Annotated in this window: 13 protein-coding genes, 3 tRNA genes and 1 rRNA gene; 6 read left to right on the top strand and 11 right to left on the bottom strand. The window is 45.9% G+C overall.

The genetic code is table 11. The features are described from left to right. Positions 1–210 precede the first annotated feature (210 nt). The 3 genes from ICN25_RS01760 to ICN25_RS01750 all read right to left on the bottom strand — a co-directional run bounded on the left by ICN25_RS01760 (position 211) and on the right by ICN25_RS01750 (position 1,983). Positions 211–286: transfer RNA gene (locus ICN25_RS01760), tRNA-Ala, on the bottom strand. Positions 287–316: 30 nt separating this feature from the next. Then, positions 317–393 (bottom strand) — tRNA-Ile (locus ICN25_RS01755). Between the two features lie 57 nt (positions 394–450). Next, positions 451–1,983: ribosomal RNA gene (locus ICN25_RS01750) — 16S ribosomal RNA — on the bottom strand. Between the two features lie 493 nt (positions 1,984–2,476). Between ICN25_RS01750 and ICN25_RS01745 the strand changes: the two genes are divergently transcribed. Continuing rightward, the gene (locus ICN25_RS01745) at positions 2,477–3,136 is read left to right on the top strand and encodes a GNAT family N-acetyltransferase (RefSeq protein WP_216178751.1); all 660 of its coding nucleotides are present in this window, start codon (positions 2,477–2,479) and stop codon (positions 3,134–3,136) included. Here ICN25_RS01745 and ICN25_RS01740 read toward each other — a convergent pair. From ICN25_RS01740 to ICN25_RS01730, 3 genes are read right to left on the bottom strand one after another with little or no spacing between them, the layout of a single operon-like run. Then, positions 3,133–3,486 (bottom strand): c-type cytochrome, encoded by a 354-nt coding sequence (locus tag ICN25_RS01740; RefSeq protein WP_216178750.1) that lies wholly within the window; start codon positions 3,484–3,486, stop codon positions 3,133–3,135. The genes ICN25_RS01745 and ICN25_RS01740 overlap by 4 nt on opposite strands. 19 nt (positions 3,487–3,505) lie before the next feature. Continuing rightward, entirely contained in the window at positions 3,506–4,153 is a 648-nt protein-coding gene (locus ICN25_RS01735) for a BON domain-containing protein (RefSeq protein ID WP_216178749.1), read from the bottom strand. Between the two features lie 27 nt (positions 4,154–4,180). Then, a complete protein-coding gene (locus ICN25_RS01730) occupies positions 4,181–4,783 on the bottom strand; it encodes a phosphoheptose isomerase (RefSeq protein ID WP_216178748.1) in 603 nt (200 codons plus the stop codon). A 107-nt stretch (positions 4,784–4,890) separates the two neighbouring features. Here ICN25_RS01730 and rsmI point away from each other — a divergent pair, with 107 nt between their 5' ends. Next, positions 4,891–5,796, top strand: coding sequence for a 16S rRNA (cytidine(1402)-2'-O)-methyltransferase (gene rsmI / locus ICN25_RS01725; protein ID WP_216178747.1), 906 nt, complete (start codon positions 4,891–4,893; stop codon positions 5,794–5,796). A 42-nt stretch (positions 5,797–5,838) separates the two neighbouring features. Here rsmI and ICN25_RS01720 read toward each other — a convergent pair whose 3' ends face one another. Next, positions 5,839–6,063, bottom strand: a complete 225-nt coding sequence (locus ICN25_RS01720; protein WP_255536636.1) for a hypothetical protein — start codon at positions 6,061–6,063, stop codon at positions 5,839–5,841. Between the two features lie 105 nt (positions 6,064–6,168). Here ICN25_RS01720 and ICN25_RS01715 point away from each other — a divergent pair. From ICN25_RS01715 to ICN25_RS01705, 3 genes are all read left to right on the top strand, one after another. Continuing rightward, positions 6,169–6,244 (top strand) — tRNA-Arg (locus tag ICN25_RS01715). An 81-nt stretch (positions 6,245–6,325) separates the two neighbouring features. After that, positions 6,326–7,468: a fatty acid desaturase gene (locus ICN25_RS01710; protein ID WP_255536634.1), complete on the top strand. Its 1,143-nt coding sequence runs from the start codon at positions 6,326–6,328 to the stop codon at positions 7,466–7,468. Between the two features lie 41 nt (positions 7,469–7,509). Beyond that, positions 7,510–7,695: a hypothetical protein gene (locus ICN25_RS01705; RefSeq protein ID WP_112202563.1), complete on the top strand. Its 186-nt coding sequence runs from the start codon at positions 7,510–7,512 to the stop codon at positions 7,693–7,695. A gap of 32 nt (positions 7,696–7,727) precedes the next feature. Here the strand turns inward: ICN25_RS01705 and ICN25_RS01700 are convergent, their stop codons facing one another. Continuing rightward, entirely contained in the window at positions 7,728–8,366 is a 639-nt protein-coding gene (locus tag ICN25_RS01700; RefSeq protein WP_216862849.1) for an MBL fold metallo-hydrolase, read from the bottom strand. Between the two features lie 73 nt (positions 8,367–8,439). Here ICN25_RS01700 and gcvH point away from each other — a divergent pair, with 73 nt between their 5' ends. Continuing rightward, the gene (gene gcvH / locus ICN25_RS01695) at positions 8,440–8,832 is read left to right on the top strand and encodes a glycine cleavage system protein GcvH (protein ID WP_216178746.1); all 393 of its coding nucleotides are present in this window, start codon (positions 8,440–8,442) and stop codon (positions 8,830–8,832) included. Here the strand turns inward: gcvH and priA are convergent. The 3 genes from priA to ICN25_RS01680 all read right to left on the bottom strand — a co-directional run bounded on the left by priA (position 8,829) and on the right by ICN25_RS01680 (position 12,767). After that, positions 8,829–10,961, bottom strand: coding sequence for a primosomal protein N' (gene priA / locus ICN25_RS01690; protein ID WP_255536633.1), 2,133 nt, complete (start codon positions 10,959–10,961; stop codon positions 8,829–8,831). The genes gcvH and priA overlap by 4 nt on opposite strands. 261 nt (positions 10,962–11,222) lie before the next feature. Next, positions 11,223–12,341: a uroporphyrinogen decarboxylase gene (hemE, locus tag ICN25_RS01685; RefSeq protein WP_216179503.1), complete on the bottom strand. Its 1,119-nt coding sequence runs from the start codon at positions 12,339–12,341 to the stop codon at positions 11,223–11,225. Between the two features lie 9 nt (positions 12,342–12,350). After that, a complete protein-coding gene (locus ICN25_RS01680; protein WP_015420208.1) occupies positions 12,351–12,767 on the bottom strand; it encodes a F0F1 ATP synthase subunit epsilon in 417 nt (138 codons plus the stop codon). Between the last annotated feature and the right edge of the window lie 13 nt (positions 12,768–12,780).

Here is a 12,780-nt window from a genome sequence, read left to right as displayed (position 1 = left end):
TTGCCGTAATCCAAACTGTAAGTACTTTGTTAAGAACTTGGTAAAACTCGTTTGTATTACTGATTGATGATTCAATCTTTACCCTTATTACATTGTCAAATGTCCTCTCAAAGAAACATTTGACACTTTGCTTACTCAAATTTTTAAAGAACAGCCATAAATGGCAAAACTAAACGATTAAGTCTTCGCTTAGTTTTGACATTTAGATGATGGTGGAGGATGACGGGATCGAACCGACGACCCCCTGCTTGCAAAGCAGGTGCTCTCCCAGCTGAGCTAATCCCCCAACGTCCCACTAAGTCTTGTTTCTGGCTGGTGGTGGGTCTGGTAGGACTTGAACCTACGACCCCTGCGTTATCAACACAGTGCTCTAACCAGCTGAGCTACAGACCCGTGGCTTTTATTGTCAACCGATAAGTGTGGGCACTAGGATTCAGCATCTTTCTCTAGAAAGGAGGTGATCCAGCCGCACCTTCCGATACGGCTACCTTGTTACGACTTTACCCCAGTCATGAACCCTGCCGTGGCAGTCGCCCTCCTTGCGGTTAGGCTAACGGCTTCTGGCAAAACCCACTCCCATGGTATGACGGGCGGTGTGTACAAGACCCGGGAACGTATTCACCGCGACATTCTGATCCGCGATTACTAGCGATTCCAGCTTCACGTAGTCGAGTTGCAGACTACGATCCGGACTACGATGCATTTTCTGAGATTAGCTCCCCCTCGCGGGTTGGCAACCCTCTGTATGCACCATTGTATGACGTGTGAAGCCCTACCCATAAGGGCCATGAGGACTTGACGTCATCCCCACCTTCCTCCGGTTTGTCACCGGCAGTCTCTTTAGAGTGCTCTTGCGTAGCAACTAAAGACAAGGGTTGCGCTCGTTGCGGGACTTAACCCAACATCTCACGACACGAGCTGACGACAGCCATGCAGCACCTGTGTTCACTTTCTCTTACGAGCACCTAATGTATCTCTACTTCGTTAGTGACATGTCAAGGGTAGGTAAGGTTTTTCGCGTTGCATCGAATTAATCCACATCATCCACCGCTTGTGCGGGTCCCCGTCAATTCCTTTGAGTTTTAATCTTGCGACCGTACTCCCCAGGCGGCTGACTTCACGCGTTAGCTACGTTACTCAGGATGTAAATCCCGAACAACTAGTCAGCATCGTTTAGGGCGTGGACTACCAGGGTATCTAATCCTGTTTGCTCCCCACGCTTTCGTGCATGAGCGTCAGTGTTATCCCAGGGGGCTGCCTTCGCCATTGGTATTCCTCCACATATCTACGCATTTCACTGCTACACGTGGAATTCTACCCCCCTCTGACACACTCTAGCTATACAGTCACAGGCGCCATTCCCAGGTTAAGCCCGGGGATTTCACGCCTGTCTTGTATAACCGCCTGCGCACGCTTTACGCCCAGTAATTCCGATTAACGCTCGCACCCTACGTATTACCGCGGCTGCTGGCACGTAGTTAGCCGGTGCTTATTCTTCAGGTACCGTCATTCCCGGACTGTGTTAGAGCCGGTGTTTCTTCCCTGACAAAAGAGCTTTACAACCCGAAGGCCTTCTTCACTCACGCGGCATTGCTGGATCAGGGTTTCCCCCATTGTCCAAAATTCCCCACTGCTGCCTCCCGTAGGAGTCTGGGCCGTGTCTCAGTCCCAGTGTGGCTGATCGTCCTCTCAGACCAGCTACTGATCGTCGCCTTGGTGGGCTTTTACCCCACCAACAAGCTAATCAGGCATCGGCCGCTCTAATCGCGCGAGGTCTTTCGATCCCCCGCTTTCCCCCTCAGGGCGTATGCGGTATTAGCACAGCTTTCGCTGCGTTATCCCCCACGATAAGGTACGTTCCGATGTATTACTCACCCGTTCGCCACTCGCCACCAGGTGCAAGCACCCGTGCTGCCGTTCGACTTGCATGTGTAAGGCATGCCGCCAGCGTTCAATCTGAGCCAGGATCAAACTCTTCAGTTCAATTCCTGTGATCCTTGCGGATCGTCGCACTCATTCAAGAAATTGACTTGGTAATAAAACCAAATCTTTTTACTGTCTATGAGTACTATTTATTTACATCTGTCCCGAAGGACTTGATGCTTTCACTTAGTACCCACAATTATCGGTTGACTAATTTTTAAAGAGGGCTGACTTGTTTCGTATTTCTTAAAAACATTCAGCAGAGAGATGAGACTTTATCCTACTCATTTGGGTCTGTCAACACCTTTCGTAGTCTTTTTCTCTAAAAAAGCTAATTTTTTTCTTACGCTCGAAATAAACTCTTTAAAAACAAGAAGATGTAGTTTGAAAATATTTTCAACTTTTTTTCAAATTCTAGGGGTTTTTATGGATAGGACGGAAATTTAGGCGATACATTTGTCCTTTTAGCCCGTATGTGTTGCTTTTCTTCCGCCCTATTTATAAACCTAGGGAAAACCCTGTAAATTCTTCTAATTTCTGCTAATATATTGCTATGCACAATAAATTAGCAAACGGTCACTTACCTAGCAAGCCACATATGGCGGGCTTAGCAGTTCCTGTACGCGAATTACATGCCGGCCATAGGAATGAGATCCTGCGCCATCTTTTACTCTTAAATGAAGAAGATCGTCGTCTGCGTTTTGGCACACAAACACCTGATGAGGTTATTCATCACTATGTAGAAGGCCTAGATTTCAATAGGGATAAGGTGTTTGGCAGCTTTGACTCCCAGCTAAACCTCATTGGCATGGCGCATTTGGCGTATTTGCCAAAAACTAAAGGTCAGCCACAGGCTGCTGAGTTTGGGGTTTCTGTACGTCCTGATGGTCGTGGACAGGGCATTGGCACGGCTTTATTGGCACGTGCTGCCGTGCACTCACGCAATACGCGCATTGAAACCTTATTCGTTCATTGCCTGGCAAACAATAGAGCCATGATGCACCTGGCTCAAAAGGCTGGCATGCGAGTTGAATACGCTTATGGGGATGCTGATGCGTACTTAAAATTACCGCCTGCAAATTCTGCCACGATTGTGGAGGAAGCAGCCAATGAGCAATGGGCTGACTTTGACTATGCTGTTAAAGAAAACTTTAAGCGTTCAAGCGATGCGTGGTCTTGGTTGTTTGGCAAACCAGTTGTACGTCCAACTTAATTTGTTACGGGCGCTCCGCGCAAAATCCAGCTTGTAAGTAAAGACACATCAGCGTCACTTAACTTCGCATTCGCTGGCATTGGCACCACCCCCCATGATCCGGAGCCGCCTTTAAGAATTTTATTTTTTAGAAATGCACTTGCAGTAGGATCCGTTGCATATTTTTTTGCAACAGCTTGAAAGCTGGGGCCCACGACTTTTTTATCAACGGCATGGCACCCCAAGCAAGCGTTTTGTTTTGCAAGTGCAGCAGCCCTCGCATCATCGGTAGCGGCTTGTAGGCTTAAAGAGCAAAGCGAGAAGAGGGCGGCAAGCAAAAAATATTTCGGTTCTTGTCCCAAGAGATTCATTGCTTACTTCCCATTAACTTTACTGCTTAGGCATTGAGTTGGGTTGCGATTCGTCTGCCTTGCCTTGTTTCTCTAAACGCGCTTTTTCTGCTTCAGAAATAATATCGAAGTAGGCATAGACGTCTTTTACACCGTCAGCATTGCTCGCAACTTTCTTAGCAATCGCCGCTTCATTCTGCGTCAAAATTCCCATTAAATAAACACTGCTGCCTTCAGCAACAATCGCCATTGAATTCGATGGCAACTTATCCGTGAAGATCATTTGTGTTTTGATTTTGGATTCAAGATAAGAATCATTAGCACGAGCGGTGTATGTGCTGTTTGGTCCAATAACTAATTCATTAAACACAGAGCGAACATTCTTATTTGCTTTTGCATAAGCGCCGGCTTGCTCTTTAATGCTTGCATCCTTAACTTCGCCAGTCAGCAATACTTTTTGATTAAAGGATGTCACGTTAATATGTGCATCATCACCATAGCGCTTAGCGAGAGCATTTCCAGCCTCAAGTTCAACACCCTTATCGATCGACTGCACGGCAGGTGTCCGACGATCAGCCATGACGCTTGCGCCTGCCACAACACCACCAACAGCCAACACTCCACAACCTGATAGGGATGATGAAATCAAAATCGCAGAAAATATTTTGATGGTGAGCGCATTTCTCATATACGAACTTTCTAATTAGTGAAGCTATTAATCAAGCAAAAGATGATCTACGCCATCACATAGGGCGTGGAGCAAAACTAAATGTGTTTCTTGAATGCGAGCAGTGCGAGTAGAGGGTGCGCATAGATGAATGTCGTCCGCATCTAATAAGCTGGCAATTTTTCCACCGCCATTACCAGTTAGGGCAATAATTTTGATACCCATTTTTTTTGCAGCCTCAATGGCCTTCACTACGTTTTTTGAATTTCCTGAAGTAGAGATGCCAATCAAAATATCGCCTTTCTTTCCAAGGCCGCGTACTTGTTTGCTAAAGATCTCGTCATAGCTGTAGTCATTTCCTACCGCCGTCAAAATAGATGTGTCTGTAGTCAGAGCAATTGCAGCCAATTCTTGGCGCTCTCTTTCAAAACGGCCAATGAGCTCAGCGGCAAAATGTTGTGCGTCAGCAGCAGACCCACCATTACCGCAGGCCATTACCTTTCCACCTGAGCGCAAACAATCGGTCATCGCAACGATGCCACGAGCAACTTGTTCAGGCAGTATTTTTTCAGCCTCTTGCTTTACGGCAATGCTGTCTAAGAAATGTTGGGATGCGCGAGCGCGCAAACGTTCGAGGGTATCTTTATCCATCACATTATTATGCGCCAAACTACAGACAGAATGTCGGCGCTGCCCATGAATTCAAAAGGGACGTATTCTCTTACTTATTAATATCTCTTTCGCAAAAGATTGTCCCCATGGAATTAAGCTCCTTTGATTTTTTAAAACAGCAGGATCTGCCTACTGGAGCCCTGTATATGGTTGCCACCCCAATTGGCAATATGGGAGACATTACCTTGCGTGCGCTACATGTCCTTAACATCGTTGACGGGATTGCCTGTGAAGACACTAGGCATAGCGCGCCCCTGCTTCAACACTTTGGCATTCACAAGAAATGTGTCGCCTTGCATGAGCACAATGAAATTGCAGGCGCACAAAACATCATTCAACATCTCTCCCAAAACGAACGCTGGGCCTATATCTCAGATGCGGGCACACCTGGCGTTTCTGATCCAGGTGCACGCCTGGTGAATGCCGTTCAAAAAGCAGGCTTTCGAATTATTCCCATCCCCGGTCCTAGCGCAGTGTCGTCTGCTATTTCTGCAAGTGGCTCGGTTATGTTGCCGTCAGAAGGGCGCTTTCAGTTTCTTGGCTTTTGGCCCAATAAGGCTAAAGAACGTTCTGCACTAATACAAGATATTCGAAGTAATTCAAAAACGAGCATCTTTTTTGAATCACCCCATCAGATACGCGAGACGCTGACTACACTAAGCAAAGAGCTAGAGCCTGAGAGACAAGTTCTGGTTGGTAGGGAGCTCACTAAAAAATTTGAACAACTGGTGACACTGACAGCAGTTGATATTCCAGAGTGGCTTGAGAATGCGGAGAGCCTCAAAGGTGAATTTATTATTTTGATTGCAGGTCGCCAAGCTAATGCTGACGAGGCTCCAGAGCATTCAACACTCTTGATTTGGGCCAATGCATTAAGTCCATATCTGGGAAGCAAAGAAATTGCTGCCGTGCTTGCTCAGACACTTGGACTCAGCAAAAAAGATGCCTATCAAGCAGCGCTTGATGCAAAAGGGCAAAACAAAGAGCAATAAAAAAGCTGGCGTATAGCCAGCTTTTAAAGTTATGCCAAATATTTACTTGGCTGCTTGCGCATCGCTGGGCGCAGGAGTCTCTTGAACATTCAATTGAGCCACCGGCTTAATTAGTTGCTCGGCAGAGGCTTCAGAATCTGCGCGCTTGCCATTGTTTACAAACACCATTAACAACAAAATAACAATCAAGGGTACAAAAAAGCTGAGAAACACCATGATGATGAGTTGTTTTGGGGACTTAATTAGGCTGCCGTGCGCTTCGCTCATAGGACTTTTATCGTTTGACGGGTTTAAGGGTTACTTTACCGAGATTATAACGAGGCTGTGGGGATATAGGCACTTACAATAGCGTAGTTAGCGAATTTCCTACTGGCGCCCGTAGCTCAGTGGATAGAGTATTGGCCTCCGAAGCCAAGGGTCGCAGGTTCGATTCCTGCCGGGCGCACCAAAACAGGGGGTTTTTTGACCTACATCATGCGTAAATTCGTGAAAAAGGCTATCATTTGCACCTAACTTATTGATTCTTATCATGTCAAATCATCTAAATCCCGCACTCTCTGAGCCATCCATTGCCAATCCTTTGGCTCCTGATCTTCCATTGCCGCATCGAAAAGTCATTCGCAGCTGGCTGATTCCAATGGCTCAAGGAGAAACCGTAAAAGCAATCGCGCTTCTAGCATTAGATGCCGTTTTGTGGCTTGCCTGTATTGCTGGGACAATTTTTGTCGAAAGCATCCTCATCAAGATCATCTTGGGCTTGGTTGCTGGTTTTGTTACTGGCCGTATCTTTATTTTGGGCCATGACGCTTGCCATCAAAGCTATACGCCTCACCGCGAACTCAATAAAGTACTGGGTCGCATCGCATTCTTGCCATCTTTAACCCCATATAGCCTATGGGATGTAGGTCATAACGTAGTGCACCATGGCCAAACCAACCTCAAGGGCTTTGATTTTGTTTGGGCTCCTTTATCCAAAGCGGAATTTGATGCTTTACCAGCATGGCGCAAAGCCTTAGAGCGCCTTTATCGCAGTGGCTGGGGTCCAGTTTTCTACTACCTTATTGAAATCTGGTGGAGACGCGAGTATTTCCCGAATGCGAAGAACAAACCTGGCGATCGTCCAATCTTCCTAAAAGACAATTTATTAGTGACTGGCTTTGCCATTATTTGGATTGGCTGCCTGATTGCTGGTGCAATTGCTACCGGACAATCTATTTGGCTTGGCTTAATTACTGGCTTCGCCGTCCCATTCCTATTCTGGAACGGCATGATTGGCTTTGTAGTCTATGTTCACCATACCCATCCAAAAGTTTCTTGGTACGACAAGAAGTCTGAGTGGTTACGCGCCCAGCCTTTTGTTTCAACCACGGTTCATTTGACCTTTAACTGGATTTGGGGCTCTTTAATGCACCACATCATGGAGCACACAGCCCATCACGTGGATATGAGCGTACCCCTATATCGCCTGCAAGAAGCCCAAAATACCCTCGAAACCATCCTTCCAGAGCGTATTTTTGTGCAAAAGTTCTCTTGGGCATGGTATTTCGATACAGCGCGCAAATGCAAGCTCTATGACTTCGAAAACAAGGCTTGGTTGGATTTTGATGGCAATAAAACGGCTGATTCCGTTAGAGTCGTCCTAAGCCCAGCCCCAGCGGGACAAAACGGGTAAAATAGATCTTCTGTACAAGATTTGGCTTACCCGGATTGCCCATGACTACCTCGACTCCAGCTGCTACCCAAGAAACCTCACAGAGCCTTAAGTTTTGCTCTTCATGCAGTCGCGAAAAGCGCTTGGAAGGCGGCACATGGATTCCGACAAGTAATCGTAAGCAACGCTGGATTTGCGCTAGCTGTTTGTATAACCGCACACATCGCACTGGCTCAGCAAAAGCCTAATTATTAATTAGGCTTTTCCACTTCAAGTTTGATCAATCCCCTACGTAGGGATTTGTTTGGCGCTCTTTGCCAAAAGTCGACATAGGCCCGTGTCCCGGAACAAATTGCACGTCATCACCTAGCGGCCATAATTTTGTCTTAATGGCATTAATTAAATCGGCATGATTACCGCGCGGAAAATCTGTTCTTCCTATTGACCCGGCAAAAAGTACATCGCCCACTAAAGCCAAACGATCTTCTTTATCAAAGAAGACAACATGTCCTGGTGTATGGCCGGGGCAATGCAAAACCTCTAAATCAACATTGCCAACTTGTACGTGATCGCCATCCTCTAGCCAGCGTGTAGGCACAAATGCTTTTGCATGACCAAACCCAAAGCGTACAGTTTGCTCAGGCAATTGATCCAACCAAAACTGTTCATCAATTTGTGGACCTTCAATAGGTACGCCTAATTGATCGGATAAGTCCTTGGCTGCAGCACAATGATCAAGGTGGCCATGAGTTAATAAAATCTTTTTAACGGTACCGCCCATTTGTTTAACGGCATCCAAGATCTTGTCGATATCTCCACCTGGATCAACCACAGCCGCATCACTAGTTTCTTGGCAAACCAAGATAGAGCAATTTTGCTCGAATGGAGTAACGGGAACAATTCCTAATTTGATCGGCATAAATAAAAATACTTAAATTGATTGGCCACTAGTTTATGGCAAAGACGCTAGAATATATCTCACAGGATACACAATGAAAACTCAAGACACATTTAAATTCGCAGAATCACATGAGTGGGCCAGCATCGAAGATGATGGGCTAGTGTGGGTCGGCATTAGCAATCACGCGCAAGAAGCTTTGGGTGATGTGATGTTTTTTCAGGCGCCGAAAGTTGGCCAGCTAGTAAAGCAGGGTGAGGCTATTGCTGCAATTGAGTCCGTTAAAGCGGCAAGCGATATTCATGCGCCCATTAATGGTGAGATCGTTGCCCTCAATGAAGAGATGGATGCAAGTCCTGAGGCGGTAAATGCAAATCCCTATGCAGTTTGGCTTTTTAAAATTAAACCGACATCATCCGCATCTCTAGCTGCAGATCTCAATGCTTTAATGTCTCTTGCGCAGTATGAATCTGGACCAGGCGCTTAAATAGAAATTGGGTCCCGCTCGACCAGCCAACGAATGCGTGATGTTTTACTAATTCTTCCAGTTGAATCTTGACGTAATTCCTGGTCAATCATTTCAAGCGCTTCTTGTAAGGTCTTACGATTACCTGACTCAATAAGTAATTGGGCGCGCTCTGAGCCCGCCACCCGCATGACTGGCTTAGGCACAGGGTCATAGACCTTCAATTCTTTAGCAATCATGCCTCTGCTTTTCATGCGTGCTTTTAGCCCATTCAAAAACTGAATTGCCTTATCTAGGCTTTTACCTTCTGCATGAATAAGGGCTTGATAAGAGTAGGGCGGCAATTTTGCCTCCTCACGCTCACTCGCGGTGAATGCCAAAAAGCCATCCACGTCATGTCTAAGCAAATACTGAAATACCGGTGACTCTGGATACTGAGTCTCAATATAAATATCACCACCAGCTTCACCATTAGTGCCAGACCTTCCTGCGCGTCCAGCAACCTGCACTAACTGGGCAAATAATCTTTCAGCCGCCCTGAAGTCGGCGGAGTAAAGTCGACTATCTGCATCTAAGACTGCAACCAATCCAATGTTTTGATAGTCGTGGCCTTTAGCAATCATTTGAGTGCCAACGACAATATCTACATTGCCATCATGTATTTCCTGAAAGAGCGCTTCCGCTCCCTTGCTCTTTCTGCTTGAGTCTGTATCAACCCGCAGCACCCTTGCTTGTGGCCACATTTCTTCAATAGCATCTTCTAGCTTTTGTGTGCCATGGCCTAAAGTTTTTAAATCAGCATTGCCACATTCTGGGCAAAACTGAGGAATTGGTTTTACCAAGCCACAGTGATGGCAGCTCAACACCGATCGCTTGCCTAATGCACCAGCTTTATGCATTACGGTATAGGTAGAGCACTGGGTACATTTTGACAACCAATTGCATGCCGAGCAATTAAGCACAGGAGCATAGCCGCGTCGATTAATTAAAATCAGACACTGCTTTTTTTCTGCCAGTGATTTACTAATGGCATTTGCAAGTGTTTTGGTGATTAGGCTTTTTTCCTTTGGCACGCCTACATCACCTGGACTAAATTGATTTTGTGGATCTCGCGTATTAATTAGATGCACACTTGGCAAGCTTGCGCCCTGCGCTCGTTGATCCAGCCGAATATATTCATAGCGACCAGATTTAGCCGCCAGCCAAGTCTCTAACGATGGCGTAGCCGAAGATAAGAGAATAGGAATTTTCTGATCGTGGGCGCGCCAGATTGCTAAATCCCTTGCAGAGTAACGCGTCCCGTCTTGTTGTTTATACGACGTGTCATGCTCTTCATCTACTACGATGGCACGTAAGTTTGGCATTGGCGTTAAAGCTGCCAACCTAGTTCCTAGAATAATTTGTGCTTTGCCTGTCATTGCTTCATACCAAGCAATGCCCCTTTTCTTTTCACTAACGCCACTGTGCAGCACGGCCATTTTTTTATCTGGGAAATAGGCTTTCACGCGCCTTTCTAATTGTGGCGTTAAATTTATTTCTGGTACCAGCAATAACACTTGGGCGATTTCATCTTTGAGAATGCTTGCTAGCCAATTCAAAAAGACTGCGGTCTTACCGCTACCTGTTTGGCCCTGCAATAAGATTGCTCTAAATTGATTTTCTTTTGCACCGCCTGCTAATAATTCTTGCAATGCTTTCTTTTGCCCCTCGTTCAACTGATCGAGCGTGATTAATCCTTCTGGTATTACTTCGATCCTTTTTTTGCTTTTCTTTTCTGCTGATTCCAATTTCTCCGGAATCTTTTCCCAATCATCAGCCTTTTTCCACATCTGTGGAATAACGGGCAATATGGTTTCTCCCAAGGCATGGACGTAATATTGGCTTGCAAAATTCATCAAGCGCAATAAGGCTGGGTCAAATACAGGGAGCGGGGCAAGGCGATCTACAGATTTGAGTTTTGCCAAATCAAATTCGGAGTGATCACTCACTTTTATAACAAGCCCAACCGCCTTTGATCTGGCAAAGGATACCTCTACTACATTGCCAATCTTAGGTAATTTACCTAATTTTTCAGCATCCCACAGATAGTCAAACCCCTGAGCCAAAGGCTTATCTATCACTACCTGGACAACGATGGGCTTGGGCATCATTTACTTAATTTTTCCGCCTTATCCTGTGGATAAGTCTGTGGATATCATTCGCTGCTTTACATTTCTATAGTCATTTTATAGGAATGCTGTTTTTCTTAGAAAATCAATATTATGTTTAATTTATATATAAATCAATAACTTACAGAGATTACTAAAGGTGAAAGTTCAAAATTATCACGAATCTCACTGTATTTATGATTCTGCACATTTCTGTGCATAACTTTTGCCAAAATTTCGGCCAAAGTTAGCGATTACTTGTGCTTATTTCGATGCCCGCAGGGCTTTTGACTTCGCGATCACAGCCTCAGATAGCGCCGCTACGCTCTCGGGTGGGGTGAACTGATTAATACCATGACCAAGATTAAAGATGTGGCCATCCAGCGGATGTAAGCCCGGCTTTAAAGCTGGGGCGCCAGCTAAATCATCCAAAAGCGCTGAAGCCGCGGCTGCAATCTGCTTGGGCTCCGAGAACAAAATAAGTGGGTCTAAATTACCCTGCAACGCTAGCGGCTTGTTAATTTCCAATAGCTGCTTGCGGGCTCGACTTAAGCGCATAGTCCAGTCAATCGCAATAACATCTGCGCCGACCTGAGCCATATCATTCAACCAAATTCCACCACCTTTAGTAAACATGATGATTGGGATCTTGCGGCCCTCATGTTCGCGCGGCAATAGTGCAATCACTTTTTGCATAGCTGCCAAAGACATGCGCTGATACCAACCGTCAGGAAGCAACCCCCCCCAAGTATCAAAAATCATTAGCGCTTGTGCACCAGCCTTTACCTGCTCAATTAAATATGCGGCAACCGACTGCACATTAATTTCAAGAATATGTTCAAGCAAATCGGGACGACTAAACATCATCGTCTTAGCATGACGGAAATCATCAGAGCCCGAACCATCAATCATGTAACAAGCTAATGTCCATGGGCTTCCAGAGAAACCAATTAACGGGACGCGCTGCTTGCCATCCTGAATCAAAGCTTTACGAATTTCAGATACGGCATCAAAAACATATTTGAGCTGATCCATATCTGCAACACGTAATTTCTTAACAGCCTCTTCTGTGCGAAGTGGATGATCAAAGCTAGGACCTTCACCTGCTGTAAATTTCAAGCCCAATCCCATTGCATCTGGAATGGTCAAAATATCGGAGAACAAAATTGCCGCATCCAATGGGTAGCGATCCAATGGCTGGAGCGTTACTTCAGTTGCGTATGCAGGATTTTTAGCGAGGCCGAGAAAACTTCCAGCTCTTGCGCGAGTAGCGTTGTACTCAGGTAGATAGCGGCCCGCTTGGCGCATGAGCCAAAGCGGTGTTTGATCAACCGCTTCGCCCAAGCAGGCTTTTAAAAACCGATCATTTAACAACAAGGAGATGACCGGCTCTTACTTTTTACGACGGAAACGAGCAATTGCTGCAAGCTGTGCTGCTGCCATTGCAAACTCTGACTGAGCCAATGCCAAATCAAAGTCAGTGCCACGATTTTGCATTGCTTCTTCAGCGCGCTTCTTCGCTTCGTTAGCTTTTGCTTCATCTAAATCATGACCGCGAATTGCAGTGTCTGCTAATACAGTGACATGATCAGGCTGAACTTCTAAATAGCCACCCGCAACGAATACAAACTCTTCATCACCGTCAGCTTTTTCAATACGAACTGAACCTGGACGAATACGTGTAATCAAAGGAGTGTGGCCGCGCAAAATACCGAGCTCACCATTCTCACCAGGAAGCGCAACAAACTTGGCTTCACCGCTGAAAATAGATTGCTCAGCACTTACTACATCGACGCGTATGGTTGACATAATTTCCCTAGAT

Origin of the sequence: Polynucleobacter sp. 80A-SIGWE, assembly GCF_018882295.1 — a bacterium.
GTDB lineage: Bacteria > Pseudomonadota > Gammaproteobacteria > Burkholderiales > Burkholderiaceae > Polynucleobacter.
The sequence above is the reverse complement of the archived record's forward strand: the minus strand, read 5'-3'. Positions and strand labels throughout refer to the sequence as shown.